27 protein-coding genes, 2 tRNA genes and 1 pseudogene are annotated in these 23,966 nt (G+C 68.1%); 17 read left to right on the top strand and 13 right to left on the bottom strand.

What is annotated here, in order from left to right:
- Positions 1-37: 37 nt before the first annotated feature.
- Both DVH23_RS01800 and DVH23_RS01795 read left to right on the top strand, forming a co-directional pair.
- Positions 38-1,276, top strand: coding sequence for a helix-turn-helix domain-containing protein (locus tag DVH23_RS01800; protein WP_114575713.1), 1,239 nt, complete (start codon positions 38-40; stop codon positions 1,274-1,276).
- Positions 1,277-1,362: 86 nt separating this feature from the next.
- A tRNA-Glu gene (locus DVH23_RS01795) sits at positions 1,363-1,437 on the top strand.
- A gap of 18 nt (positions 1,438-1,455) precedes the next feature.
- Here the strand turns inward: DVH23_RS01795 and DVH23_RS01790 are convergent.
- The 7 genes from DVH23_RS01790 to DVH23_RS01765 all read right to left on the bottom strand — a co-directional run bounded on the left by DVH23_RS01790 (position 1,456) and on the right by DVH23_RS01765 (position 6,736).
- On the bottom strand, positions 1,456-1,986 hold the full coding sequence (locus DVH23_RS01790) for a hypothetical protein (RefSeq protein WP_114575712.1): 531 nt from the start codon (positions 1,984-1,986) through the stop codon (positions 1,456-1,458).
- Positions 1,987-2,104: 118 nt separating this feature from the next.
- Positions 2,105-3,442, bottom strand: coding sequence for an aminotransferase class III-fold pyridoxal phosphate-dependent enzyme (locus DVH23_RS01785; protein ID WP_114575711.1), 1,338 nt, complete (start codon positions 3,440-3,442; stop codon positions 2,105-2,107).
- Positions 3,443-3,480: 38 nt separating this feature from the next.
- Positions 3,481-4,815 (bottom strand): MgtC/SapB family protein, encoded by a 1,335-nt coding sequence (locus DVH23_RS01780; protein ID WP_114575710.1) that lies wholly within the window; start codon positions 4,813-4,815, stop codon positions 3,481-3,483.
- A gap of 47 nt (positions 4,816-4,862) precedes the next feature.
- Positions 4,863-5,138, bottom strand: coding sequence for a PadR family transcriptional regulator (locus tag DVH23_RS01775; RefSeq protein WP_114575891.1), 276 nt, complete (start codon positions 5,136-5,138; stop codon positions 4,863-4,865).
- Between the two features lie 392 nt (positions 5,139-5,530).
- Entirely contained in the window at positions 5,531-5,677 is a 147-nt protein-coding gene (locus DVH23_RS24065) for a hypothetical protein (RefSeq protein ID WP_198667807.1), read from the bottom strand.
- Positions 5,678-5,716: 39 nt separating this feature from the next.
- On the bottom strand, positions 5,717-5,863 hold the full coding sequence (locus tag DVH23_RS24060; protein ID WP_198667806.1) for a hypothetical protein: 147 nt from the start codon (positions 5,861-5,863) through the stop codon (positions 5,717-5,719).
- Between the two features lie 375 nt (positions 5,864-6,238).
- A complete protein-coding gene (locus tag DVH23_RS01765) occupies positions 6,239-6,736 on the bottom strand; it encodes a hypothetical protein (protein WP_157972300.1) in 498 nt (165 codons plus the stop codon).
- A gap of 338 nt (positions 6,737-7,074) precedes the next feature.
- Here DVH23_RS01765 and DVH23_RS01760 point away from each other — a divergent pair, with 338 nt between their 5' ends.
- Complete coding sequence (locus DVH23_RS01760) at positions 7,075-7,800, top strand: TFIIB-type zinc ribbon-containing protein (protein WP_114575708.1); 726 nt, start codon at positions 7,075-7,077, stop codon at positions 7,798-7,800.
- Here DVH23_RS01760 and DVH23_RS01755 read toward each other — a convergent pair.
- The 3 genes from DVH23_RS01755 to glyA all read right to left on the bottom strand — a co-directional run bounded on the left by DVH23_RS01755 (position 7,797) and on the right by glyA (position 10,996).
- Positions 7,797-8,672 carry a tetrahydrofolate dehydrogenase/cyclohydrolase catalytic domain-containing protein gene (locus DVH23_RS01755; protein ID WP_114575707.1) on the bottom strand — a complete coding sequence of 292 codons (876 nt, stop codon included), beginning with the start codon at positions 8,670-8,672 and terminating at the stop codon, positions 7,797-7,799. The genes DVH23_RS01760 and DVH23_RS01755 overlap by 4 nt on opposite strands.
- 93 nt (positions 8,673-8,765) lie before the next feature.
- A complete protein-coding gene (locus DVH23_RS01750; RefSeq protein WP_114575706.1) occupies positions 8,766-9,677 on the bottom strand; it encodes a hypothetical protein in 912 nt (303 codons plus the stop codon).
- Between the two features lie 71 nt (positions 9,678-9,748).
- Entirely contained in the window at positions 9,749-10,996 is a 1,248-nt protein-coding gene (glyA, locus tag DVH23_RS01745) for a serine hydroxymethyltransferase (RefSeq protein ID WP_114575890.1), read from the bottom strand.
- Positions 10,997-11,307: 311 nt separating this feature from the next.
- Between glyA and tbsP the strand changes: the two genes are divergently transcribed.
- The 10 genes and pseudogenes from tbsP to DVH23_RS01695 all read left to right on the top strand — a co-directional run bounded on the left by tbsP (position 11,308) and on the right by DVH23_RS01695 (position 18,514).
- A complete protein-coding gene (gene tbsP / locus DVH23_RS01740; RefSeq protein WP_114575705.1) occupies positions 11,308-12,126 on the top strand; it encodes a transcriptional regulator TbsP in 819 nt (272 codons plus the stop codon).
- A 9-nt stretch (positions 12,127-12,135) separates the two neighbouring features.
- On the top strand, positions 12,136-13,614 hold the full coding sequence (locus DVH23_RS01735; RefSeq protein WP_114575704.1) for a sorbosone dehydrogenase family protein: 1,479 nt from the start codon (positions 12,136-12,138) through the stop codon (positions 13,612-13,614).
- A gap of 45 nt (positions 13,615-13,659) precedes the next feature.
- Entirely contained in the window at positions 13,660-14,361 is a 702-nt protein-coding gene (locus tag DVH23_RS01730; RefSeq protein WP_114575703.1) for an RNase P subunit p30 family protein, read from the top strand.
- A complete protein-coding gene (locus DVH23_RS01725; RefSeq protein WP_114575702.1) occupies positions 14,345-14,950 on the top strand; it encodes a class I SAM-dependent methyltransferase in 606 nt (201 codons plus the stop codon). Before DVH23_RS01730 ends, DVH23_RS01725 begins: the two co-directional genes overlap by 17 nt.
- Positions 14,947-15,481 (top strand): annotated as a pseudogene (locus tag DVH23_RS24055) (Rpp14/Pop5 family protein). Before DVH23_RS01725 ends, DVH23_RS24055 begins: the two are co-directional and overlap by 4 nt.
- 2 nt (positions 15,482-15,483) lie before the next feature.
- Positions 15,484-16,254, top strand: coding sequence for an archaeal proteasome endopeptidase complex subunit alpha (psmA, locus tag DVH23_RS01715; protein WP_114575700.1), 771 nt, complete (start codon positions 15,484-15,486; stop codon positions 16,252-16,254).
- Positions 16,255-16,297: 43 nt separating this feature from the next.
- Positions 16,298-17,023, top strand: coding sequence for a ribosome assembly factor SBDS (locus tag DVH23_RS01710; RefSeq protein ID WP_114575699.1), 726 nt, complete (start codon positions 16,298-16,300; stop codon positions 17,021-17,023).
- Positions 17,024-17,063: 40 nt separating this feature from the next.
- Positions 17,064-17,402 carry a glutaredoxin gene (locus DVH23_RS01705; RefSeq protein ID WP_114575698.1) on the top strand — a complete coding sequence of 113 codons (339 nt, stop codon included), beginning with the start codon at positions 17,064-17,066 and terminating at the stop codon, positions 17,400-17,402.
- Positions 17,403-17,510: 108 nt separating this feature from the next.
- Positions 17,511-18,086, top strand: a complete 576-nt coding sequence (locus tag DVH23_RS01700; protein ID WP_114575697.1) for a hypothetical protein — start codon at positions 17,511-17,513, stop codon at positions 18,084-18,086.
- A gap of 152 nt (positions 18,087-18,238) precedes the next feature.
- Positions 18,239-18,514 carry a hypothetical protein gene (locus tag DVH23_RS01695; protein ID WP_114575696.1) on the top strand — a complete coding sequence of 92 codons (276 nt, stop codon included), beginning with the start codon at positions 18,239-18,241 and terminating at the stop codon, positions 18,512-18,514.
- Positions 18,515-18,548: 34 nt separating this feature from the next.
- On the opposite strand, the gene DVH23_RS01690 is transcribed toward DVH23_RS01695, so the two are convergent.
- On the bottom strand, positions 18,549-18,950 hold the full coding sequence (locus tag DVH23_RS01690; protein ID WP_114575695.1) for a RidA family protein: 402 nt from the start codon (positions 18,948-18,950) through the stop codon (positions 18,549-18,551).
- Between the two features lie 85 nt (positions 18,951-19,035).
- Here DVH23_RS01690 and DVH23_RS01685 point away from each other — a divergent pair.
- Together DVH23_RS01685 and DVH23_RS01680 are read left to right on the top strand one after the other, a co-directional pair.
- Positions 19,036-19,120, top strand: a tRNA-Leu gene (locus DVH23_RS01685).
- A 188-nt stretch (positions 19,121-19,308) separates the two neighbouring features.
- Positions 19,309-19,620, top strand: a complete 312-nt coding sequence (locus DVH23_RS01680) for a cupin domain-containing protein (RefSeq protein WP_114575694.1) — start codon at positions 19,309-19,311, stop codon at positions 19,618-19,620.
- Here DVH23_RS01680 and DVH23_RS01675 read toward each other — a convergent pair.
- Positions 19,617-21,524 carry a beta-CASP ribonuclease aCPSF1 gene (locus tag DVH23_RS01675; protein ID WP_114575889.1) on the bottom strand — a complete coding sequence of 636 codons (1,908 nt, stop codon included), beginning with the start codon at positions 21,522-21,524 and terminating at the stop codon, positions 19,617-19,619. The genes DVH23_RS01680 and DVH23_RS01675 overlap by 4 nt on opposite strands.
- Before the next feature lie 346 nt (positions 21,525-21,870).
- Here DVH23_RS01675 and DVH23_RS01670 point away from each other — a divergent pair, with 346 nt between their 5' ends.
- A complete protein-coding gene (locus DVH23_RS01670; protein ID WP_114575693.1) occupies positions 21,871-22,365 on the top strand; it encodes a hypothetical protein in 495 nt (164 codons plus the stop codon).
- On the opposite strand, the gene DVH23_RS01665 is transcribed toward DVH23_RS01670, so the two are convergent.
- Positions 22,366-23,127 carry a hypothetical protein gene (locus tag DVH23_RS01665; protein ID WP_114575692.1) on the bottom strand — a complete coding sequence of 254 codons (762 nt, stop codon included), beginning with the start codon at positions 23,125-23,127 and terminating at the stop codon, positions 22,366-22,368.
- A gap of 89 nt (positions 23,128-23,216) precedes the next feature.
- On the opposite strand from DVH23_RS01665, the gene nucS reads away from it, so the two are divergent.
- On the top strand, positions 23,217-23,966 hold the full coding sequence (gene nucS, locus DVH23_RS01660) for an endonuclease NucS (RefSeq protein WP_114575691.1): 750 nt from the start codon (positions 23,217-23,219) through the stop codon (positions 23,964-23,966).

Here is a 23,966-nt window from a genome sequence, read left to right as displayed (position 1 = left end):
ACAAGCTCTTTTAGCTACGGGACGTACTGTAGGACGAATGTCCCGGTCGGCCGCCGTTGCGCTCGTCGTCGCCGTCGTCGTCCTCGGCGCGTGTGGTCTCGTCGTCGCGGATGGCCCCGGCCAAACCAGTTCGGGATCCGACGATTCGGCGGTTTCGGAGTCAGCTACCGGACCCCTCGAGAGCGACACCGCGGTCGAACGGCCGGCGACCGTCGTCGCCCCCGACGAGTTCGATACGACTCGGTTCGAGGTCGTCGTCTACGAGAACGGGACGGTGACCTGGACCCACCGCCACGAACGCCAGCTCGACAACCAAGAGGTCGAGGAGTTCAAGTCGTTCGCCGAGAACTTCGAGGAGGACGAGGAGAGCCCGCTGTACACCCGCTTTACCGAACAGGCGGGGGCGCTGATCGGCACCGGGAGCGAGCAGACCGACCGCGAGATGGAGAGCCGGAACTTCAATCGCTCGGCCGACGTCGAGTACCGTCCCGGTCCGATGGGCGTCGTCGAAATGCGCTTTACCTGGACGAACTTCGCCGAGGTCGAGGACGACGGCACCGTCGTCGTCGGCGACGTCTTCGACGGCGGGCTCTACATCGGCGAGAGCCAGTCCCTCGAGCTCGTCGCCGGCGAGGACCTCGAGTTCCGCGAGGCCCGACCCGAACCCGAGTATCCGGGCACCTCCCTGGAGGCGGCCTCGTCGGTGACCTGGTCCGGCGAACACGAGTTCCTCGACGGCCGGCCCTACGCGGTCCTCGAGGATCCCGACGAGGCCGCGGCCGGAGCCAACGAGGGCACCGAGGGCCTTCTCACACCCGTAGAGGGATCGACATGGCTGGTCGCGGGCGGCTTGCTGGTCGCCCTCGGGATCGGAGCCGTCGTCGCCCTCGCCTGGTATCGGTCGTCGGAGGGGGCCGCCGAAGAGCGAAGAGGGACGGACACCCCCGAACCGAGCGGGGAGCCGGCCACCAACGGCGCGGGGACCACCACGGCGGCCGAGGGTGCCGGCGCGGCCCCCGGTGAGCCCGACCCGATCCCCGAGTCCGAGCTGATGACCGACGAGGACCGGGTCGTCCGGCTGATCCGGGAGAACGGCGGTCGGATGAAACAGGTCAACATCGTCGAGGAGACCGGCTGGTCGAAGTCGAAGGTCAGCATGCTGCTCTCGGAGATGGAAGACCAGGGAACGGTGAGCAAGCTCCGGGTCGGCCGCGAGAACATCGTCAGCCTCGAGGGGTTCGAACCCGAGGCGACGAAGTCCCCGTTCGAGGAGTGATCCGGCCGTCCGAGCGTGTGCCAGACCGGGCCACTGGGGGCTCGAAACGGAACGCTTAAACACGATACGGAGCAACGATAGGACAGGCTCCGTTGGTGTAGTCCGGCCAATCATCTTGCCCTCTCACGGCAAGGACCAGGGTTCGAATCCCTGACGGAGCACTGTTTTCGATCCGTTTTTCAGGCGTCCCTCGTTTCGGATCCGGACTCTACGGTTTCGGCTGCCTGTGCCTGTGCCGCGTCGTAGGAACTCCCCAGCGAGATGAGAAAGCCGATCATCGCGGTAATCAACGCGATCGTGCCGACCCCGACGACTGCGGCCGCGAGGAGCGCCCCGCCCAGGAGCCGTGCCGACGTCAGCAGCGAGACCGCGGTGACGGCCGCGATGAGCGTGAACAGGCGGGCGAACCGGCCCGTGTCGAACCCCTCGCGGTCGGTCTCCGTTTCGGCCGGATCGCCATCGTCGCGCAGTTCGGCCAGGACGCCGACGTACTCGCCGCCGCCCTGGACGTGTCCCAGCGAGTGGATCGAGTGGGCGACCCAGAGCCCGCCCGTGAAGTTGACGAGCGCGACGAACGACACCAGTCCAAACTGGCCATCGACGAACAGTCCCGCGAGGACGGCGCCGAGGAACGTCACCACCATCAGCCCGTGGGTCACGAGCGAACGGGTTCCGAACTCCTCGAGTCTGTGTACGTGTGGCACCCTCATATGGGATGTTCGACCCCGACGAGTATAATTCGATGGCCAAACGAGCCCCCGTGGCGACTGCCGGGACCCATCAGGGTGCACACCTGCCCGACGCTCCCGACCGGTGAGCGGGAACCGGCTACCCGGTGTCGTCGATCGACTCGGCCAGCAGGTCGCTCGCGAGGGCTATCTCGCGGGCCGTGACGTCGAGCGGTGGAAGCAGGCGGAGGGTCTTGTGGCCACAGCCCAGCGTGAGCAGGCCGTTTCGGAGCGCGGCCTCGACGACCGCCTCCCGGCGCTCCTTGGTGTCGAACTCGACGGCGAGCATGAGGCCGAGCCCGCGGACGTCGATCACCGATTCGCGCCCGTCGGCCATTTCCTCCAATCGTGTACGGAACTGCTCGCCCCGGTCGCGGACGTTCTCGAGGAGCCCCTCCTCGCGGATGACGTCGATCGTGAGCGCGCCCTGCATCGCCCCGAGGATATCGCCGGCGCCCCACGTCGAGGAGAGGCGGGCCTGTTCGTCGGGGAAGATCTCGGATCGGGAGACCGTCGCCCCCACGCGAAGGCCCTTCGCGCTCGTGATCACGTCCGGCGTGAGGTCGTAGTGGTCGATCCCCCAGAGTTCGCCGGTGCGACCGAGCCCCGACTGGATCTCGTCGGCGACGATCCAGAGACCGAAGCGTTCGCGGAGGGCCGCGAGGTCCTCTATGAACGCGGGATGGGCGGGCCGGTAGCCGCCCTCGCCCTGGACCGGCTCGACGATCAGGAAGGCGACCTCGTCGGGATCGACGGTGCCCTGCTCGGGGTCGAGTTTGTCGGCAAGGACGTTGCCGCCGGGGCCGTCGGTCTTCCACCGGCGCTCGTACTCCTCGGAGCTCGAGGGGAAGGGGATTTCCATGACGCCGGGAACCTCCGGGTAGCCCTTCCGGTGGACGGCTTTCGAGCGGTTGAGCGAGAGGGCACCGAGCGTCCGGCCGTGGAAGCCCCCCTCGCAGGTGACGGCGCGATGTCCCCCGGAGGCATAACAGATCTTGATCCCGTTCTCGACGGCTTCGGCCCCGGAGTTCGAGAGGAACACCCGATCCATGCCGTAGTGGTCGGTGATCTCGACAAGCCGTTCCATGAGCTGTGTGGGGCCGGGAAAGTCGGGGGAGTCGACGGGGCCGCCGGGGCTGACGTAGAAGTCCTGGCCGGCGATCTTCGAGGGGTCGGGGAGGTCGAACTCGTCGAACCGGTCGGAAATCGCGGGATGATTGTAACCCAGCGGCGCGGAGGCGACGTGGCTCGTGAAGTCCATCAAGACGTTGCCGTCGACGTCGGTACAGAACGGGCCGACGGCGGGCTCCCCGGCGTCCCAGACGAACTCGTAGACGTAGGTGCTCGGCGCGGCGACGGCGTGGTGGGCCTCGACCCACTTGCTGGCCCGGTCGCCGGGAACGTGCTCAACCCGCGGCTCGGTCGTCTCTCGGTCCATGCCCTCCAATCGGGGCCGTCGGGATTAACCCTTGGTGGTCAGAGCACGACGAGAAGCGAGGCGAGCCCGCCCCCGATCAGGAGGACGGCGCTGTAGGCCGCGACCCGGTTTCGAAACCGGGTGTTCGAGGACGTCGCCGTGAGCACCGCCTTGACGACGATGCTCGAGACCGTCGCGAGCAGGATCGCGACCGTGGCCTCCGGCGCGGCGAGCTGGCCCCCGCGGTAGAGGACGACCGCGGACGTCGTCGCGCCGGCACTGGAGACGAGCCCGCTCGCCACCGCGGTCGCGTAGAAGCCGAGCGTGCCGAACCAGACCTCGGCGACCGAGCCGAAGACGAGGACGACCAGGAAGACGGCGCCGAACGCGAGGGCGTTCTTCAGCGAGAAGGGGCTCTCGAGGTCCATCGGGGTCGACTCCGACCAGTCGGCGGTCACCCCCGCGATCAGCACGGAGAGGACGATGACCGCTCCCAGCGGAACGATCGCCTCGACGAGCGGCGAGACGCCACTGCCGACGGTGAAGGCGACGGCGATCGCCAGGTTGCGCACGGCCATCGCGGCGTCGGCGAGCAGGATCGCGGCGACGGCGTAGGAGGCGGCCTCCGAGCGCTGGTTGACGTGATCGAGCATCGTCCCCACGACGGCAGTCGAGGACGCGAGCCCGCCGAAGAAGCCGGTGACGGCGATCCCTCGGCCGCCGTAGGTCGAGACGATCGCGTAGTTGACGATCCCGATGCCGGCGACGGCGACGACCATCAGCCAGATCACCTGGGGCTCGAGCTCGATCGTGGTGACGCCGAGCTCGAGGGGGTACGTCGAGGGCAACAGCGGGTAGACGACGAACGCGAGGATCGCGAACTCCGTCGTCGAGCGCATCTCCTGGCGGGTGAGTCCCCACGCGAACTCGTGGAGCTCGCGTTTCAAAACGAGCAACAGCGAGGAGAGGACGGCGACGGTCACTCCCTCGATGACGAAGTCGGCGGCGACCAGGGCGCCGACGCCGTAGGCGACGAGCATCGAGACCGAGGTCGTAAGCGAGAGGCCGCTTCCCTCGTCGTCGTCCAACAGCCCCTGGACCGCCAGCAGGATTCCCTGGACGATGACCAACAGCCCTCCGAGAAGGAGCAGGCTCTCGCCGGCGTCGGCCTCGAGGACGAGCACCATGAACACCGCTCCCAGTAAGCTGATCAGCGAGAACGTCCGGATCCCCGCGGACTTCTGGGACCACTCGCGCTCGAGCCCCAGGAACATCCCCAGGGCACCCGCCAGCGCGATCCTGACGACGGACTCCTCCAGGGGAGCTTCCGCGATCTGCAAGACGACGGCGGGGACGGCCTCGTTCACCCCACGACGTAGCAGCGTGGGGGTCATAAACGGCTCGTTACCCGATGGGGCCGCCCGAGACGCACCGGATCCGGCTACACCTCGACGTACTGGCCCTCCCACTCCCGGCGGGCCTCGATCTCTCGACGTCCCCGACGGGTGAGCGTGTAGACGTTGGTCCGGCGGTCCTTCTGGCCTTTCTCGACCAGCCCCTTGTCGACGACGGTGTCCAAGTTGGGGTAGAGCCGCCCGTGGTGGATCTCGCTCTCGTAGTACTTCTCGAGTTCCTCCTTGATCGCCAGCCCGTGTGGCTCCCCTTCGCCCGCGATCACGTACAGCAGGTCACGCTGGAATCCTGTCAGGTCGTACATTGGGTAGGTCTCGTTCACACTCATTACCGAACTATAATAAGTATTCCGAGACAGCCGAGAACCGGTGTCATCGTCTCCGAGAACCGACCCTGGCCGGTTCCGAACCGGTCACGAACTCGAGGAGCGACAGACTCCGGATGCGCGGGTTCGGAGCCGTATACGGTTCCGTGTCGTCCGGGCGGGGGCGTCGCTTTCGGTCGTGTGGATCGAACAGGAATGCGACCCGCGGGGCGTGAAAAAGGCCACGCGGGTCGCGTGCCGCCCTGAATTGGTCCCCGCTGACGCTTCGGCCCTCCAAGCGAAGCGTCACCTGACCAAATTCGGGGGAACGACTTAAAGCTACCGGCAATCTCCGAGAAGCCAACGGTGCCCCCTCCGAGTCCGCGACCGGTCTACATGTGTTCCTCCTTGAGGACCCACCCCAGCGCCCGCTTGTAGTGGGTGAACAGTTCCCGGACGCCGTCGTGGCGCATCTCCTCGCTCTCGAGTTGGTCGGCCAGGTATTCGTACTGTTCGCGGATCTCCTCTTGGTCTCGCATACGCCGGTTACCCGGCGGAGCCGGAAAAGCTGACTGCCCTCATCCGTCCCGGTCCTCTCGCTTCCGGGCGCACAGGGGCTGGCGCCCGACCAGCCGACAGGGAAAGGCCGGGTGTTCGGCGAAGTGGTGGACGAGCATGTGGCGCCGTCGTCCGGTGACGCCGGGCCACTCCACGTCGGCCGCCATGAACGTCGCCGGCAGCGCGTCGAAACACGCCCGACAGTCGGCGAACGACTCGAAGACCTTGCGGTGGCCCGCCGCGGTGCCGCGGCGTTCGACGACGTAGGCGCCGTCCTCGCGGCGGCGGCCGACCGTCCGGAGGAAGTCCCGGTCGGAAGCCGTCGTGGTGCCGTCGGGAGCCGGTCGGGGCGTGCGTCTCTCGCTACCGCCGGGGGATTTCCCGATCAGGAGTTCGATCGCTCCGGGTCATGTGACCTGCTACGACCGATCGGAGGAAAGCGGTTGGGGTGGTGTGGTCCGTTCTCACAGGCTGACGCGTGGCTGGCCAGTCACCGGTAAACGAAAATTGGGAGACTCGACCGGCAGTGGGTGCGGCGGGCGTTACTCGTCGGAGTCGTTGCCGAGGCCGGTGTCGTTGTCCTCGGTGTCGTTCATGCCGGAGTCGTTGCCGAGACCGGTGTCGTTGTCCTCGGTGTCGTTCATGCCGGAGTCGTTGCCGAGACCGGTGTCGTTGTCCTCGGTATCGTTCATGCCGGAGTCGTTGCCGAGACCGGTGTCGTTGTCCTCGGTGTCGTTCATGCCGGTGTCGTTGTCTTCGGTGTCGTTCATACCGGTGTCGTTCTCGTCATCGCCGAGACCGGTGTCGTTGTCCTCGGTGTCGTTCATACCGGTGTCGTTCTCCTCGCCCATCCCGGTATCGTTCTCCTCTTCGGTCTCGGTTTCCTCCTCCGTTTCGGTCTCCTCTTCGGTCTCGTTTTCGGTGTCGTTTCCGTTGCCGTTGCCGTTACCACCGCCGTCGCTACAGCCCGCGAGGGTCAGCGCACCGACGGTACCTGCGACGGTCACGAACCTGCGTCGACTGAATCGGTCTTCGGTCATACACTCACCCGCTATGCCTGTCCTGTTGGTTCCAATGGGGCCTGCAGTTGCCGCACCTTCATAACGGAGTGGATATTCGTTGTGAAACGGTGGCATAAGTAGAAAGAGGGGTGTCGCTTGCCCCCGAACAGTCCCTCACCCGCGCGTGGTCGAGAGTTTTCTCGTCACGAACGTCCCGTGGTCGGGCTCGAATCCGCGGTCCGCCGAAACCAGCGTGGCCCTGTTCCGTCGAACGTCTCGGCCCGTCTCGACCCTCGCCAAGCGGCCGATGGGTTCGCCGCCGAGCAGGGCGGACGGCGAACGGAGGGTCTTTCCCCGCGTCCGGCCTACGCCCGTACATGAAGATCCGGGGCGAACGCGAGTGCACCGACTGTGGCACCCGCTGGTCGTACTACGAGACCGGCAGCGTCGGCTGTCCGGCCTGTGGCAGCCTCCGGAGCGTCGGCACGGGCGAGCGGACCGAACACACCGACCTCGACGCCGCCCTCGAGCTGACCGAGGTCCGGGGGCTGATCGACGACGCCCCCCTTGAGGAGGTCGCCGAGCGCGCGGCCGAGGAGGCCCGATCCTACGTCAGACGCCGGGGGTTCGTCCGTGGCGGGGACCTGGTCGATCTCGACGATTCATATCTCGCGGCCGCCGAGTTGCGCTACGTCGCCGACGTCCTCGCCCGGACTCCCTCCCACGAGCGGACCGACGAGGGGGAGCTGTACTTCGTCTCGCTCCTCCGGGACGCCGACGGCGGCGAGCGCCCGCCCGTCGCGGAGGTTCCCCACGGCCTCGCGATGGCCCGCGGGCTCGCCTACGCCGAGGCCGTCCGGGAGTATCGCCGGGACGTCCGGAGTTGGCTCGAGGGCCGCGAGTTCGCCCCCGACGAACGCGGCGCCCTCGATTCGCTCGGCGAGCACGTCACCCGGATCCGGATGCTCGACGGCGACGTCTCCCCGCAGATTGCGGAACGGCTCGTCGAGACGGCCCGGGACCTGGGGAGAGCACTCCGGGACGGCGACGAGGTCGCGCTCGCGCGCGCAGAAGACCGTCTCGAGGCGCTCGACGACGTTTAGGGGAGGGAGACATCGGTCCCCGACTGGATGCTCGCGGCCTTGACGGTGTTGCAGAGGAGCATCGCGCGGGTCATCGGGCCGACGCCGCCGGGGACGGGCGTGATGGCACCCGCCGTCTCGCGGGCGCTCTCGAAGGCGACGTCGCCGACGGCCTCGCCGTCGACGTGATTGTAGCCGACGTCGATCACCGTCGCCCCCTCGGCAAGCATCGAGCCGTCGATCAGTTCGGGGACGCCCGCGGCGGCGACGACGATGTCGGCTCCACGGGTCTTTTCGGCGAGGTCGTCGGTCCGGGAGTGACAGACGGTGACGGTGGCGTTGCCGTCGGGCGCCTTCCGCAAGAGGAGGTTCGCCAGGGGCTTGCCGACGAGGTTCGAGCGCCCGACGACGACGGCGTCGGCGCCCTCGGTCTCGACGCCGGCGGCGTCCAGTAACTTCTGGACGCCGTGGGGGGTACAGGGCCGATAGCGCGGGTCGCCCCGGACGAGCCGGCCGACGTTTTCGGGATGGAAGCCGTCGACGTCCTTCAGGGGGGTGACGCTGCGGAGCGCGCGCTCGGAATCCACCTGGTCGGGGAGGGGCGTCTGGACCAGGACCCCGTGGACGTCCGCGCGCTCGTTGAGTTCGGCGACGACGGCCATCAGCTCCTCGGTGTCGGCTCCCGAATCGACGTCGCGATGGAAGTCCTCGATGCCGACCTCCCGGCAGTCCCCGCGTTTCATCGAGACGTAGGTCTCGCTCGCGGGGTCGTCGCTCATCAACACCGTCGCCAGCCCCGGCTGGACGCCCGCGTCCGCCAGCTCTTCGATCGACTCGGCTAACTCCTCCCGGAGGGAGGCGGCGACCGCGTCGCCGTCGATGATCTCGGTCATGGTCGAGAGGGCGACGGCGACACCCTTCAAACCTCGGATCCGTGCCTATCTCGCCTGGCTACCCGGGAATTGTATCCACGAACGTGGGTATCGTTACGCTCGCCGCGACAGCGCGCGGGCGAGACGGTCCTCGGCGGTCGAGAGGTCGGCGAGCACCCGCGCCCCCTCCCGCAGGACGGGGTGGGTCGTCGGGATCGACTGGTAGAAGTACGCGTACATCGTCCATGGGTCCGGGAACCCGCCTCGGAGGGCGTGTCCCGACTGGATCTCGTCCTGGCGGTCGGCGAGGACCTCCCCGAGCTCCGTTCGCAGCCGATCCACCTCCCGCCACCGCTCCCGGAGCTCGTCGAACGACTGCCCGGGAAGGGGCCGGTCGTCGAGCCGGTCGAGCGAGCGCTCGAGCCCCGATAGCGTCTCACCGTAGCTCTCGAGGGAGGCAATCTCGGCGTTGAGGGCGTCGACGAGGTCTTCGCGGCCCTCGCGGGCGTCGGTCGCGGCCTGGACGAGCGCGCGCTCGACCTGGGGCGTGAGGCGGTCGCCGGAGGCGAGGGCGGCCGCGGCGTCGGGGTCGAACTCCGCGGCGACGTTTTCGGCGAGTGGTTCGTCGTACTCCTCCTCGTAGTGGGGGACGGACATCACCGTCTCGCGGTAGGCCTCCCGGACGTCACGTATTCCGTCGCCCGTCGCGTCGGGCGGGCGGAGGAGCGTTTTGGTCCGTGGGCCCGCCGCGGGTTCGCGGACGGTCGTCTCCGGAGAGGCGGTTTCGATCCGGTCGATCCGGCGGGCGAACCGGTCGAACGCCCGGGCCTCGGTTCGGGTTCGCTCGCGCTCGCTCTCGCAGGCCTCTCGAGCTTTGGGGAGGAAGACGAGTCCCAGGACGGCCAGCGCGGCGAGCCCGACCCAGAGGAAGACGAGGGTGTGGTCGATGGCGCTTGCGGCCACACACTCGAGTCCCGAGCAGCCGGTCTCGAAGTCGTACGGTCGTTGTGAGTAATGCGTCGGCATCGGTCGTTGTCAACCGATATCACAGCTACCACGTCAATAACCGTTTCCCCTCTCCCGAAGGGATGCCAGTTCTACTCGTAGAGGGGGTTTTCCGCACAGAGCTCTGCGACCTCCTCGAGGGCCGCCTCGCGGACGTCCCCGTCGTCGGGCGCGTCGATCACGCGCGCGATCAGGTCCGCGACCGTCTCCATGTCCTCGGTGTCGAACCCGCGGGTGGTGAGCGCGGGCGTGCCCGCGCGGATCCCGCTGGGGTCGAACGCCGAGCGCGTCTCGCCGGGGACCGTGTTCCCGTTGAGGACGATGTCCGATGCTTCGAGAGCCTCCTCTGCGTCGCCGCCAGTCGTATCGGGGTGGGAGGGCCGGAGGTCGACGAGCACGAGGTGGTTGTCGGTCCCCCCCGAGACGACCTCGAAGCCGCGGTCGGCGAGGCCGTCGGCGAGGGCCTCGGCGTTTTCGACCGTCCGTTCGGCGTACTCCTCGAACTCGGATTCTAAGGCCTCGCCGAAGCCGACGGCCTTCCCCGCGACGTTGTGCATCAGCGGGCCGCCCTGGCCGCCGGGGAACACCGCCGAATCGATGTCGTCCGCGTACTCCTCGTCGCACAGCACGATCCCGCCCCGCCCCGACCGGATCGTCTTGTGCGTCGAGCCGGTGACGAAGTCGGCGATACCGACGGGAGAGGGGTGGACGCCCGCGGCGACGAGTCCGGTGATGTGGGCGATGTCCGCGAGGTGGTAGGCGCCGACGTCGTCGGCGACCTCCTGGATGCGCTCCCACTCGACCTCGCGGGGGTACGCGGAGTACCCCGAGACGACGATATCTGGCTCGAACTCGGCGGCGTGGTCGGCGAGCCCCTCGTAGTCGAGATAGCCCGTCTCGGGGTCTACCTCGTACTGTTCGACCTCGTAGAGCTGGCCGGTGAAGTTCGCCGGGTGGCCATGAGAGAGGTGGCCGCCGTGGGTCAGATCCAGCGAGAGCACCCTGTCGCCCGGCTCGAGCATGGCGAAGTAGACCGCCTGGTTGGCCTGGGTCCCCGAATGGGGCTGGACGTTGACGTGGTCGGCGCCGAACAGCTCTTTCGCGCGCTCGATCGCCAACTCCTCGACCTCGTCGGCGAACTCGCAGCCGCCGTAGTACCGGGAGCCGGGATACCCCTCGGCGTACTTGTTGGTGAGCACGCTGCTCTGGGCGTCGAGCACCGCCCGGCTGACGTGGTTCTCGCTCGCGATCATCTGGAGGCTCGACTCCTGGCGCTCGATCTCGCCCTCCAAGGCGTCGGCGACGGCCGGATCGACGGCTCTGACGCGGTCGTGGTTCATGTTCGAATCGTATCCTGGCTCGGCCATAAGTGTACCTTTCACCCGAAGATCGACCGATGAAAGCCCCTCGTTGGCACGACTCACGGGCCCGCTCCTCGACCGATTCCGATGGATATATCCAAATCCCATAGCCGATAATATCACGATATTCGGACCTAAACCAGCTCGAAAGATCGATGATATAGCTCCGACCGGAGAGAAATGACGAAAGAACGGACAAAAATTACCGGTAATGCGGCCCGACTATAAGTTGAGGCGAACGAACGGCCGACAAAATTAAGTAAGTAGCAGACTTTTAGTTGACCAGTAAGATGAGTTCAAATTTACTCGATAGCGGGATCGACGAGGTCCTCTCTACGGTCCTCGCCGAGGCGAGCGGGGAGGTCTACATGGTCAACCCGTCCCGCGAGGGCGTCGAGTCGTTCGTCGCCGTCGCGACCGAGTTCGACGGCGAACTCCCCTCGGTCCGACTGCTCGCCGACGAGCGGACCCTGAAGGACGTCATGGAGGACTTCATCGTCGCGAGCAACGCCGCCGACCTGGTCGCCGACGGCTCGCTGTCCTTCCGGACGCTCGACGAGAGCCCCGAGAACTCGCTTCTGATCACCGGCGACCGGGTGGTCGCGGTCGTCGCCGCCGGCGACCGCGTCGGCGGTCTCGCGACCGACGACGAGGGGTTCGTCGAGGCCGCCACCGAGGCCTACGCCGATCGCTGGGACGCAGCCGAGGAGTTCACCCTCCGGACGCCGCCGATCTCGCGGGTCCGGGAGACCCTGGCCGAGGAGATCTCCGAGGAGGCCGAGGCCGACTTCGTCGCGATCCTCGACTCGTTGGAGACCGCCCGCGGCGACGGCGAGGGGTTGGACGAGGTCACCATCTCGCTGCTCGTCGCGGCGAAAAACGACGCCTTACTGTACGATATCAGCAAGTGGGGCGAGGACGTCGGCATCGCCTCCAAGGCCACTTTCTCCCGGACGAAGACCCGCCTCGAGGAGATGGGTCTCATCGACACCGAGAAGGTCCCGATCGACGTCGGCCGGCCCCGACTCCGGCTGAAGATCGGCGACGACCGCCTTCGAGGCGCCGAGGGTGGCGACCTCGCCGCGAACGCACAGGACGTCCTGGGCTGAGTCGACGGGATGGCCCGTCGCTCCCGCCGCCGGGTTCTCGCGACGGCGGGAAGCCTCGTGCTCGCCGGCTGTACGTTCTCGCGGTCCGACGGTGATGAGGGCGGGGAGGGAACTGGCGAGACGCCGGAGGTAACCGATACGCCGACAGGATCGCCCGAGGGGAACGATACCGACGAGAGCGACGGAAACGGATCGGACGAAAGGTCCGCGACCGACGACCTCGAGACGGAAACCGAGCCTACTGACGAGTCGGGGACCGACACGGAGACCGGGTCCACAGACGGGGAGGCCGGGGGTGAACCCGAAACGGAGACGAACGGGACGGAGGCAGACGGCGAGGACGACGGAGAGGACGGCGAGAACGGCGACGACTCCGGGGCGCCGACCGACACGCCGGCGTTATCGGTCGAAACCGATCCCCTCGTGACGGGTCTCGAGGTCCCCTGGGACGTCGCGTTCGGTTCTGCGGAGGCGTTTCTGACCGAACGCGGGGGCCATCTCACGCGGATCGAGACCGAGCGACTGCTCTCGGGCGAGCCGATCGACGCGGCCGACCTCGAGGGCCGCCGCGAGTGGCCGGCCGAGAGCCTGCTCGGTGTCGCGGTCCATCCCGGGGAGCGGTGGGTGTACGTCGCCGCCCACGCCGACGGCGAGACCAGGGTCGAGCGGTTCGATCCCGACGCGCCCGGCGAACGGGAGCCGATCCTCGAGGGGATCGTCGGCGACCACACGATCGGGACGGGGCTCGCGTTCGGTCCCGGGGGCGATCTCTGGGTCACCGCCGGCACCGCCGAGCGCGACCCGGCCCGGGACCCCTCGACGCTCGGAGGGACGATCCTGCGGCTCCGGCCCGACGGAACGCCCTCCCCGGCGAACCCGGGGCTTGCGGATCCGCGGGTGTTCAGCTACGGCCACCGAAACCCCCAGGGAGTGGCGTTCCTCCCCGACGGGACGCCGGTCGCGACCGACCACGGGCCCGAAGGGCGAGACGAGATCCGCCGGCTCCGCCCCGGCGACGACGCGGGCTGGCCGGTCGCCCGCGGGGGACCCGACGATCCGGAGTACGAGGCCTACGGCGAGGAGTACGCGCCACCCCTGGTCAACACCGGCGAGGAGACGTGGGCACCGGGGGGCTGTACGGTCTACGACGGCGGGGCGATCCCCTCCTGGCGGGGCCGGCTGCTGGTCGCGACCCTCTCGGGACGGCACCTCGCCGTCGTCACGCTGACCCCGCCCGGGGCCGACCTCCCGCCGGTCGGCGACCGCGGCCGCCGGTTCGACGCCGACTGGCTCGACGACGCCTACACGGCGACGGCCAACCGGGTCCTCGAGGACGAACTCGGTCGGCTGCGGGGCGTCGTGGCGGCTCCCGACGGAACCCCCCTCGTGCTCACGTCGAACCGCGACGGGATGACCCGCGCGGACGAGCCGTTCCCTCGCGAGCGCGACGACGCGGTCGTCCGGCTCCGGCGTTCTAGTCGCCAGTGAGCGACAATCACAACCCCCAAGTCCGCGGCCCCCCCTCTTCGGGGCATGTACGAGGCCGTCCATTCCGGCGCCGACGGCGAGTGCGCCGACCGGCTCGTCGGGACCGCGGCCGACTACGGCTTCGAGGGGGTCGTCCTGTGGCTCGACCCGGACGCTGAGTCCGGGATCGATCCGGAGGCCCTCGCCGCCGAGCACGGGATCGACGTCGTCGCCGGCGTCGAGATCCAGGCGGGGAGCCCGGGCGAGGCCGGCGGACGCGTGAACGCCCTCCGCGAGGAGCGGACGGTCCTCGCGGTCCGTGGCGGAACCGACGCGATGAACCGCTTCGCGGTCGAGCGTCCCGAAGTCGACGTGCTCGCCCGCCCGATGGCCGGCGACGGCGACGTCAACCACGTGCTCGCGAAGGCCGCCGTCGAGAACGGCGTCCGGCTTGAGTTCTCCCTGTCGCCCGTCCTCCGGGAGAGCGGCGGCCGCCGCGTGCGGGCGCTCCAGTCGCTTCGCAAACTCCGGGAGGTCGTCGGCTACTACGACGCACCCGTCGTCGTGAGCGCCGATCCCGAATCCCGGTTCGAGCTCCGGGCGCCCCGGGAACTGGCCGCGGTCGGCGAGGCGATCGGTTTCGACCGGGAGACCATCGAGGACGGGCTGGCGGAGTGGGGCCGGCTGGCCGAGCGAAACCGACGGATCGACTCCGAGGCGTTCATTGAGCCCGGGGTCCAAGCGGGACGGTATGACGAAGACCGTTGACGACCACGCGGCACGCTTCGACGAGAAAGCCGACGAGTACGACGACGGGGGCTCCCCCGAGTACCGCGAGTGTCGCGATCTGGTGATCGACCACGCCGACCCCGGCCCCGACGACGTCGTCCTCGATCTGGGTACCGGAACGGGTGCGATCGCGCTCGCGCTCGCCGACCGGGCTGATCGGGTCGTCGGCCGGGACGTCAGCGAGGGGATGCTCGCGGAGGCCGAGCGGAAAGCCGCGGAGGCCGGGATCGAGAACGTCGCGTTCGGGATCGGCCGCTTTCGCGAACCCGACTACGACGGTCCCGTCGATGTCGTCACCACGAACTTCGCGCTCCACCACCTCGCCGACGAGGAGAAACGGGAGACGATCGAGCGGATCGCCGAACTCGGTCCGCGGCGGTTCGTGCTGGGCGACGTGATGTTCTTCGGCGAACCCGACCCCGACGAGCCGTTCTATTCGCCGGAGGTCGACGACCCCGCGACCGTCGGGATGCTCGCGGACGCGCTCACGGATGCCGGCTTCTCGCTGACCGCCGTCGAGCGCGTCGCCGACCAGGTCGGCGTGCTCGTCGCCGAACGCCGGGTATGAAACACCTCCCGAAACACCTCCGGCCACGGTGGCGGTATCTCGCGGTCCGGATCGACCTGCCCGCCGGGGAGACGGTCGGCCGGCGGGCGTTCCAGCGCGAACTGTGGTACGCCGGCCAGAACCTGCTGGGCGACCCCGGCAGCGCCGACGCCGTGCTCTCGGTCGTCCGGTTTTCGGTCTCTCCGGGCGGCGGGTCAGCGGTCGTCAAGGCCCGCCGCGGCGAGGAGGGGCCGGCGAGGGCGGCGCTGGCCTGCGTCGATACCGTCGAGGGGACGCCCGTCGGGCTCTCCGTCGGGGGAATCGGCGGGACGATCCGGGCGACGGCGGAGAACCACCTTTGAGGCCGCCGACTCACCACGTTTGAACCTTTGTATCGGGGAGCCCGACGGGCGGGAAGAAAAGTATTTAGGACGCCGTCGGCAAGGTTCGGGAGAGAGAAACGTCGTGTTCGATACTGCCGAGCGGGTCGTCGCGCACGCGAGTCGATCCGCGGGCGCCGGTGTACGTATCCACGACAGACCTCGGATCTAACTATGCAGGGACAACAACAACAGCAGGCCTACGACCGTGGGATCACGATCTTCTCGCCGGACGGACGGCTCTACCAGGTGGAGTACGCCCGGGAGGCGGTCAAACGCGGCACCGCCAGCATCGGGGTTCGGACGGCCGACGGCGTCGTACTCGCCGTCGACAAGCGCGTCCCTTCCCCGCTGCTGGAGGACTCGAGCGTCGAGAAGATCCACAAGGCAGACGACCACGTCGGCATCGCGAGCGCCGGCCACGTCGCCGACGCCCGCCAGCTGATCGACTTCGCGCGCCGCCAGGCCCAGGTCAACCAGCTTCGCTACGGCGAGCCGATCGGCGTCGAGGGGCTCACGAAGGAGATCACCGACCACATCCAGCAGTACACCCAGGTCGGGGGCGCACGTCCGTTCGGCGTCGCCCTGATCGTCGGCGGCATCGAGAACGGCGAGCCCCGCCTGTTCGAGACCGATCCCTCGGGAACCCCCTACGAGTGGCAGGCCCTGGCGGTCGGCGCCGACCGGGGGGAACTCCAGACGTACCTTGAGGACAACTACGACGAGGAGGCCGACCTCGCGGGCGGCATCGCGCTCGCGCTCGACGCGCTGGCCTCGGTCAACGACGGCTCGTTGCTCCCCAAGGAACTGGGCCTCGCGACGGTCGACGTCGAGACCGAACAGTTCGACATGTACGACGAGGAACGCATCGAGGCCGAACTCGAGGAGAACGACCTGCTCGACGACGGCGAGGACGACGAGAGCGACGAGGACGGCGAGGAGTAGTCGGCAGGAAAGTTCTTTTAGGCACCCTCCGCTAGCTCCGGGCATGATCTCGCTCGACGAGGCGGTGACCGCGCGTCTGGAGTCCCACGGCGCGCGCTTCGAGGTGCTGGTGGATCCCGACGCGGCGCTGTCGATCAGACGCGGGGAGTTCGAGGGCGACTTAGAGGAGGTGATCGCCGCCGAGGACGTCTTCGAGGACGCTTCCCGGGGGGATCGCCCCGCCGAGAGCGACCTCGAGGACGTGTTCGGAACGACCGAGCCCCTCGAGGTGATCCCCCAGGTGATCCGCGAGGGCGAGATCCAGATCACGGCCGAGCAGCGCCGGGAGATGCAAGAACAGAAGCGCCGCCAGCTGATCGACCGGATCGCCCGGAACGCGGTCAACCCCCAGATGGACAACGCGCCCCATCCCCCGGAGCGCATCGAGAACGCCCTGGAGGAGGCGGGGTTTACGGTCGATCCGATGGAGCCCGTCGAGAACCAGGTCGACGATGCTCTGGACGACCTCCGCCCGCTCATCCCGATCCGGTTCGAGGAGGTGACGGTCGCGGTTCAGATCCCCGCCGAGTACGCAGGTAGTGCCCAGGCGAAGATCCGCCAGTACGGCGACCTAGAGCGCGAGGAGTGGCAGCCCGACGGCTCCTGGATCGGTGTCGTCACCTTCCCGGCGGGCCTCCAGAACGACTTCTACGACGTGGTCAACGAGAACACCAGCGGCGAGGCCGAGACCCAACTCGTCAGCGACAAAGACGAGTTGAGTACCCGGTAAGGGCGCAAGGACTATCCGGATCACTCCCGTACTGGAAGGCATGACGTTCCAACCGAACGCCGGCCTCGACCAGTCGGAGGTCGACGATCGCGTCGAGCGCGCGATCGAGGAGAACGAGGTCGTCCTCTTCATGAAGGGCTCTCCGATGATGCCCCAGTGTGGCTACTCCCAGCGCGCCTTAGAGCTGATCGGGAGCCACCGCGAGGAGTATGAGACGGTGGATACCCTCGAATCCCTCGAGGAGTACCGGGCCGCCCTCTCCGAACACAGCGGCTGGGAGACGATCCCCCAGACGTACGTCGACGGCGAGTTCGTCGGCGGCAGCGACGTCTTAGCGGAGCTCGACGAACGCGGCGAGCTGGCGGAGACCCTCGGGTGACCGCTTTCCGGGCCGACACGCAGGACCGATCGGTCCGGAACCCAATAGCAGGTCATATAAATCACGCACGCGTACTACCCCCCAAGGCTGCCGACACCTCCCCCCATCATGTCAACTGAGGAATCCGGCCACGTGTATCGGCTCCACTCGACGCTCGAGTTGCCACTAGAAGAGCTCCACGAACACTTCGAGGACGCCTCGTTGCCTCCGGCGATCACCGACGTCGAGATCACCCGCCGGAACAACACGCTGATCCTGAAGGCCGTCTCCGACGACGAGACGGTCAGCAAGTACACGCCATCGGCCCAGCTCAAGGCCAGCGTCACCGAGAACCGGGTCTACGAGGAAGACCCCGACGAGCGGCGCAACTCCTTTCGGTGGGACGAGGAAGAAGAGGAGATCGAGTCCGAACTCGTCGAGTTCGCCGCGTTCAAGGGCGACCGCGAGACCGTCCTCCAGAACTCCCTGTTGCAGTACGAGATGTTCCGCGTCCTCTGTGGGATCGCAGAGGAGTGCGAGAAGGGAACGCTGACCGCGATCTCCGAGCGCGACGGCGACCTCGAGGCGACCCGGATCGTCGACGGCGAGGTCCGCCCCGCCGACGTCGAGGTCGTCGAGGGCCCACGCGACCGGGGTTCCTCCCAGAACGGCGTCGACTGGCGGGACAACAAGTTCATTAGTTAGATTTGACTCGCGCCGGACCGTCGCTCCCTTCGGAGACCCCCTCTAGGGTCGGATGTACCGATTTGCCGATCGAACGACGGGTTGGGATCGACGGCGCACCGACGTCCGTTCGACCCTATCAGTTTTGTCGCCTCGAACCGACTGGCCAACGTATGCCCGAGCCAGAGCTTCCGATGTTGCCCGACGGAACCACGCTCAGATGGCCGTACCTCGAACGAGGGCCCTACGCCGATGTCGTGGTCTTCGCGACCGTCGAGGACGGCCGGATCCAGTTCCAGGGCGAACCCCGAAGTCCCTCGGGGGCGACCCGCGAGTTCGACCAGCTGATCCGCGGCGAGGAGGGCTACGCCTGGGACTATCCCTGGGAGGAGTGGGAGTGGCACACCGGCACCGAGTGGGTTCCGATCTCCCGGCTGAAAGGGGAGTGAGCAGGGACCCGACTTTCCTGGACCAACCCGCGGTTCAGTCCTCGATCGGGACCTCGACCTCGAGTTCGACCAGCAGGTCGGCGGTCGGGAGGGCATCGACGCCGAGGACGGTGTGACACGGGTAGGGCTCGGTCGGGAAAATCTCGCGGTAGACCGCGTGGAACGGCTCGTAGGTTCGCTCGACGTCGACGAGATGGGTTTTGACCTTGACGACGTCCTTGAGCCCGTAGCCGGAGCCGACGTCAGCGAGGAGGGTTTCGACGTTCGCAAAGGCCTGGCGGCTCTGGGAGGCGACGTCCTCGCCAGCGGGTTCTCCGTCGGCAGTAACCCCGACCTGGCCGGAGACGTACAGCCGCCCGTCGGCGACCGTCGCGGGCGTGAAGTGGTGGAGTTTGGAGTCGGCGAGTCCCTCGGGATGGATCGCGGTTCGGTCCATGTGCGGTCCTCGAAGCCGCGTTCGATAACCGTTCGCTCCCCGGGACCGACAGGTTCTTACTCGGATCGTGGGTACGCCGTACTGCGCGCGGGTAGCCAAGCCAGGCCAACGGCGCAGCGCTTAGGACGCTGTCCCGTAGGGGTCCGCCGGTTCGAATCCGGTCCCGCGCATTTTCCGTCCGAGCGATAGCGAGGACGAAAATCGCGACGAGGATTCGAACTAAAGAAGACGCGCGCAGCGAAGCGAGCACGTCTTCGCGTGGTTCGAATCCGGTCCCCTTCATTTTGACTTCCTACGGACTGTCAGAGCAAAGGACGTCGTCGTCGCTCTTTTGACCACCTCGAACTAACTCCCCTCCATGGATCTCATCGACACCGACGAGGCCGAGGGGTTTTTCACCGTGGTCGCGGGCACCGAGCGCTCGGACGCGGCGACGATGATCTTGGAGTCCGGCCAGTCCACGGGCGGGCCATCGAACCGCCACCCCGATAGCGACCAGTGGCTCTACGTCAAGGCGGGTACTGGAGAGGTGACCCTTGAGGGCGAGACCCACGAGATCGGACCGGGCGACCTCCTCCTGATCGAGGCCGGAGAGACCCACGAGATCGCAAACGGCGGCGAGGACGACCTCGAGACGGTGAGCGTCTATGCGCCCGCGGAATACACCTAAAGGAAGCGAAAGGTTTCCAGGTTCTTCGGCGCGAACGTCCGCACGTTGTGGTCGTGGTAGAGTCCCGAGGAGAGGTCCTGGACCGAGCGTTCGTCGCCGTGGACACAGAGGACCTTCTCGGGGCGGGGGCTCATCGTCTTGACGTAGTTCTCGAGGCCGGCGCGGTCGGCGTGGCCCGAGAAGCCGTCGACGGTCTCGACGTCCATGTTCACGGAGACGGTGTCCCGGCCGTCGCCGACGGCGACGTCCCGCCGGCCGTTCTGGATGCGCCGGCCGAGCGTGCCCTGGGCCTGGTAGCCGACGAACAGCAGCGTCGAGTCCGGGTCCGGGCCGAGCAACTCGAGCCAGGACATGACCGGGCCGCCGGTCATCATTCCCGACGTCGAGAGGACGATGGCGGGGTCGCCGTCGGCGACCTCCTGGCGTTCCTCGCCGCTCTCGATGTGGTTGAACTCGTCGGCGAGGAAGGGGTTGTCCTCGCCGTGGAAGATCCGGCTACGGAGGTCGTCCCGGAGGTATTCGGGATAGGTGGTGTGGATTGCGGTCGCCTCCCAGATCATCCCGTCCAAGTGGACGGGCATCGAGGGGATCTCGCCCTCGCGCATCGCCTCCTCGATGACGAGCATGATCTCCTGGGAGCGGCCCACGGCGAACGCGGGGATCAGGACCTTCCCGCCCTTCTCGTGGGCCTCCCGGATGAGTCGCTTGAGCTTGCGTTCGGAGTCGTCCTGGTCGGTCTGGTAGTCGTTTCGCCCGCCGTAGGTCGATTCCATCACGAGCGTCTCCACTCTGGGAAAGTCGTTGACCGCGCCGTCGAACAGCCGGGTGTCGCCGTAGTGGATGTCGCCGGTGAAGGCGACGTTGTAGAGGCCGTCGCCGACGTGGAAGTGGGCGACCGACGAACCGAGGATGTGGCCGGCGTTGTGCAGCGTGAGTTTGACGTCGGGCGCGATGTCGGTGACGTCGCCGTACTCCAGAGGAATGGTGTGTTTGATCGCCTCCCGGACCATCGCCGACTCGTACGGCGGGGTCCGGCCCTCCTTCGCGGCGACGTCCAGGTAGTCGAGGGTGAGCAGGCCCATCAGGTCCCGCGTCGGCTCGGTGGTGTAGATCGGGCCGTCGTAGCCGTACTTGAACAGGAGCGGGATCAGCGCCGAGTGATCGAGGTGGGCGTGGGTGAGCACGACCGCGTCGATGTTCTGGGGGCCGGCGCCCAGGGCCTCGGGGGCCTGGAGATAGGGGACCTCGCCCTCCGCGCCGGGTTTGTCGCCACAGTCGACGAGCACCCGGGTTTCCGGCGTCGAGAGGATGAACGAGGCCCGCCCGACCTCGCGACAGCATCCCAACGTCGTGATCCGGACGTACTCGTCGTCGGACATCTCCTCGCGGTGGATCTGGCGGCCCACTCGCTCCAGGATCTCCCGGCGTTCCTCGCGTTCCTGCTTGAGGAAGTTCCGGACGTTGGTGACCGTCGAGGACTCGATTGGCGGGGTCCGCACCACTTCGGGGGTCCACCCCACCGTTTTCGTGATCTCTCTGAGGGTCGCGCCGCCGCGCCCGATGACCATCCCCGGCTTCTGGGCCTCGATGACGACCTCGCCGGTGTCGGCGTGGAAGTCGAGGTCGGTGACGCCCGCTTCCTCGGGGACGACGTCCATGATCTCCTCGCGGGCCCGCTCTGGCTGGGAGAGCACGCTCGGGTCGGGCCGCACGGTGATCCGTTTCCGGAGCCGGCTCGCCAGGCCGCGCACGAGGTCGTCCTCCTGGGCGAACCGCTTTGGATCCCGGGTGTAGACGACCAGCTCGGGGCCCTCGTAGGCGACCGATGTGACCGAGACGCCGGCGGGGAGTTCGTCGGTGATCGTTGCTTCCAGTTCGTCGAGTTGCTGCTCTACAGTACTCATAGTCGACAGAGGGTCGTCGGCGTCCGCGTCCACGGCGTCCCGGCATCCATCCCGGATCCGACCGGTGTGGCCCGATCGATCGGGTGGGAGACGCGTCGGGACGGGGTCCGGGAGGAGGGCCACGGCTCGCACGCCTCGCCCGTGGAGGGCCGGGCCCGTGCCGTGAACCGTCTGCTATCCCGAATCATCGTGACAGTAGTCCGTGGTATCATCGACGGGCGCGCACGTATGGCCGCACCCGTCTCGTGCGGGACGATTTCGGAGAGAACCCGCTTGGACGTATGTAGTCGCCGGTGCATATAAAAGCCTTCGCAAACCCCAGAACCCCGGGCGTCGAAGGGGACGTATGGACCCACGCCTCGAGCTTACCCCCGCCCGGGTCGCCGCCGAACGCAATCGGATCCGCGACCGCGGCGAGCGCGTCGTCCCCCTCATCAACGACGTTCGCGGGGAACTCGGCGAGCGGTTCGGGATCGACGTCGCGCCGGTCGACCGGGCGGCCTACCGCGAGGAGGTCGACGCGGTGTTCGCCGACGGCGATCTCGCGGTCAACGTCGCCGCTCTCGCCTCTCTCCTCCGTGGACTCGATGTGGAGGGTGATTATCCCGGCTTCGTCGTCGACGAGCTGCTCGGCCGGGAGCTCGCGGCGACGATCGCGGGAACCCAGCCCCTGCGGACGCTCGGCGAGGCGACCTTCCACTACGCCGATATCCACGTCCACGGCTCGCCCGGTGAGGCGGCCGGCGTCGACGACCTCGAGGCCGCACTGGCGGCCGGCTTCGGCGAGCGGCTGCCGGGTTGGGGGTGGCCCGACGAGGAGAGTCCGTTCGCAGTGGAGTGATCAGTTCCCGCCCGTCCCCGCACCCGCCGACTCGTTGTCTCCCGTGGAGCCGTTCGCGGCACCCTCCTCGCCCGCGGAGTCGTTGCCTTCCGTGGTCCCGTTTGCGGTCGGCACGTCGGCTCCCGCCGACTCGTTGCCTTCGGTCGTCCCGTCGTCTGCGGTCGCGTTGCCGACGGTCGTTTCGTTATCGCCGGTCGCGTTACCTTCCGTCGAACCGTTCCCGCCCGCTCCCGCCGACTCGTTCGCGGCCGGTCCTCCCGTGGCTCCTGTGGCCTGCTGGCTGATCTCCACGAACCGCCCGCCGGGGAGCAGGCCGTCCATTTCGCCGGCGTTCAGCGCCTCCCGGATCACTGCCGGATCGCCGTCGATCAGGAGCACTCCCGCCTGAACGATCGTCTCCTCGACGGTCAGCCCGTCCGTGTCGGCGGCGTATTCCTCTACGGCCTCGACCTCCTCGGTGACGAGCTCGAGTTGGCGCTGGCGGAGTTCGCGCTGGGCTTCCATCTGGCTGGTCTCGTTGTTCTCGATGCGTCCCCTGAGCTCCTCCTGGATCGCCCGGACCTCCTCCTGGTCGGGCTCGACGAACGCGGTCACCGCCGACTCGGGAACGTCGGCGTCCTCGACCTCCGGCGGCGGTTCCGGGGTGTCGCCGGTGTCGTCGGTGCCGTCGCCGCCCGAAAGCGCCGAACAGCCCGCGAGCGCGACCGCGGCGCCCGCCCCCGCGAGCCGCAGAACCCGTCGTCGGTTGTGGTCCTCGCTCATGCCCGAAGACGGGCGCCGGAGGCGGATACGCCCTCCGATCTCCCCGCCGGACCGACCGCCTTTTGGCGGTCCGGTCGCTATCCCTCGGCGTGAATCGGGACGGAGCCGAACCCGTAGACGTCGCTCGCACTCTCCGGGAGCCGGCGCCGGCGGCCGCCCGCGAGGCGATCGAGGGCGGGATCGACCGCGAGGCGCTCGTGACCATCGTCGGCCGCTGTACCGTCGAGTACGACGGCCGAGCGGCGAGCCGTCTGGAGCCCGGTGACCGGCACGTCATGCTCAAGCCCGACGGCGCGGCCCTGGTCCACACCGACGAGGGCCAACAGCCGGTCAACTGGCAACCGCCCGGCTGCGACCACGGCGTCTCGCTTTCCGACGGCGCCCTCCGGATCGAGAGCCTGCGCTCGACGCCCGCCGAGCGTCTCGCGGTCACGTTCGAGCGGATCGACCAGGTCTCGGCCTTCGTTCTCGCCGACGAGCGCGAACTCGCCGTCGTCGGCACCGAGGAGGACCTCCGCGAGCGGATCTTAGAGGAGCCCGCGCTGGTCGAACCCGGGTTCACCCCGCTCGCGACCGAACGCGACACGCCCGCGGGCGCGGTCGATATCTACGGCGAGGATAGCGAGGGCCGCGCCGTGGTCGTCGAGCTCAAGCGCCGCCGGGTGGGTCCCGACGCCGTCGGCCAGCTCCGCCGGTACGTCGATGCTCTGGAGCGAGACCTCCACGCCGACGCCACGGTTCGGGGAATCCTCGTCGCGCCCTCCGTGACAGACCGGGCCGAGCGCCTGCTCGCCGAGCACGGCCTCGAGTTCGTCGCGGCGGAGCCGCCCGAGCGCTGA

Origin of the sequence: Saliphagus sp. LR7, from assembly GCF_003344565.1 — an archaeon.
GTDB lineage: Archaea > Halobacteriota > Halobacteria > Halobacteriales > Natrialbaceae > Saliphagus > Saliphagus infecundisoli.
The sequence above is the reverse complement of the archived record's forward strand: the minus strand, read 5'-3'. Positions and strand labels throughout refer to the sequence as shown.

Coding starts and splice junctions, on each gene's coding strand:
- DVH23_RS01755 (WP_114575707.1), bottom strand. CDS start 8,672: ATGACCGAGATCATCGACGGCGACGCGGTCGCCGCCTCCCTCCGGGAG.
- DVH23_RS01705 (WP_114575698.1), top strand. CDS start 17,064: ATGACGTTCCAACCGAACGCCGGCCTCGACCAGTCGGAGGTCGACGAT.
- DVH23_RS01785 (WP_114575711.1), bottom strand. CDS start 3,442: ATGGACCGAGAGACGACCGAGCCGCGGGTTGAGCACGTTCCCGGCGAC.
- DVH23_RS01780 (WP_114575710.1), bottom strand. CDS start 4,815: ATGACCCCCACGCTGCTACGTCGTGGGGTGAACGAGGCCGTCCCCGCC.
- DVH23_RS01670 (WP_114575693.1), top strand. CDS start 21,871: ATGGACCCACGCCTCGAGCTTACCCCCGCCCGGGTCGCCGCCGAACGC.
- DVH23_RS01725 (WP_114575702.1), top strand. CDS start 14,345: ATGACGAAGACCGTTGACGACCACGCGGCACGCTTCGACGAGAAAGCC.
- DVH23_RS01730 (WP_114575703.1), top strand. CDS start 13,660: ATGTACGAGGCCGTCCATTCCGGCGCCGACGGCGAGTGCGCCGACCGG.
- DVH23_RS01665 (WP_114575692.1), bottom strand. CDS start 23,127: ATGAGCGAGGACCACAACCGACGACGGGTTCTGCGGCTCGCGGGGGCG.
- DVH23_RS24060 (WP_198667806.1), bottom strand. CDS start 5,863: ATGGCGGCCGACGTGGAGTGGCCCGGCGTCACCGGACGACGGCGCCAC.
- tbsP (WP_114575705.1), top strand. CDS start 11,308: ATGAGTTCAAATTTACTCGATAGCGGGATCGACGAGGTCCTCTCTACG.
- DVH23_RS01675 (WP_114575889.1), bottom strand. CDS start 21,524: ATGAGTACTGTAGAGCAGCAACTCGACGAACTGGAAGCAACGATCACC.
- DVH23_RS01700 (WP_114575697.1), top strand. CDS start 17,511: ATGTCAACTGAGGAATCCGGCCACGTGTATCGGCTCCACTCGACGCTC.
- DVH23_RS01765 (WP_157972300.1), bottom strand. CDS start 6,736: ATGACCGAAGACCGATTCAGTCGACGCAGGTTCGTGACCGTCGCAGGT.
- DVH23_RS01690 (WP_114575695.1), bottom strand. CDS start 18,950: ATGGACCGAACCGCGATCCATCCCGAGGGACTCGCCGACTCCAAACTC.
- DVH23_RS01750 (WP_114575706.1), bottom strand. CDS start 9,677: ATGCCGACGCATTACTCACAACGACCGTACGACTTCGAGACCGGCTGC.
- DVH23_RS01790 (WP_114575712.1), bottom strand. CDS start 1,986: ATGAGGGTGCCACACGTACACAGACTCGAGGAGTTCGGAACCCGTTCG.
- psmA (WP_114575700.1), top strand. CDS start 15,484: ATGCAGGGACAACAACAACAGCAGGCCTACGACCGTGGGATCACGATC.
- DVH23_RS01760 (WP_114575708.1), top strand. CDS start 7,075: ATGAAGATCCGGGGCGAACGCGAGTGCACCGACTGTGGCACCCGCTGG.
- DVH23_RS01710 (WP_114575699.1), top strand. CDS start 16,298: ATGATCTCGCTCGACGAGGCGGTGACCGCGCGTCTGGAGTCCCACGGC.
- DVH23_RS01800 (WP_114575713.1), top strand. CDS start 38: ATGTCCCGGTCGGCCGCCGTTGCGCTCGTCGTCGCCGTCGTCGTCCTC.
- DVH23_RS01680 (WP_114575694.1), top strand. CDS start 19,309: ATGGATCTCATCGACACCGACGAGGCCGAGGGGTTTTTCACCGTGGTC.
- glyA (WP_114575890.1), bottom strand. CDS start 10,996: ATGAACCACGACCGCGTCAGAGCCGTCGATCCGGCCGTCGCCGACGCC.
- DVH23_RS24065 (WP_198667807.1), bottom strand. CDS start 5,677: ATGCGAGACCAAGAGGAGATCCGCGAACAGTACGAATACCTGGCCGAC.
- DVH23_RS01775 (WP_114575891.1), bottom strand. CDS start 5,138: ATGTACGACCTGACAGGATTCCAGCGTGACCTGCTGTACGTGATCGCG.
- DVH23_RS01735 (WP_114575704.1), top strand. CDS start 12,136: ATGGCCCGTCGCTCCCGCCGCCGGGTTCTCGCGACGGCGGGAAGCCTC.
- DVH23_RS01695 (WP_114575696.1), top strand. CDS start 18,239: ATGCCCGAGCCAGAGCTTCCGATGTTGCCCGACGGAACCACGCTCAGA.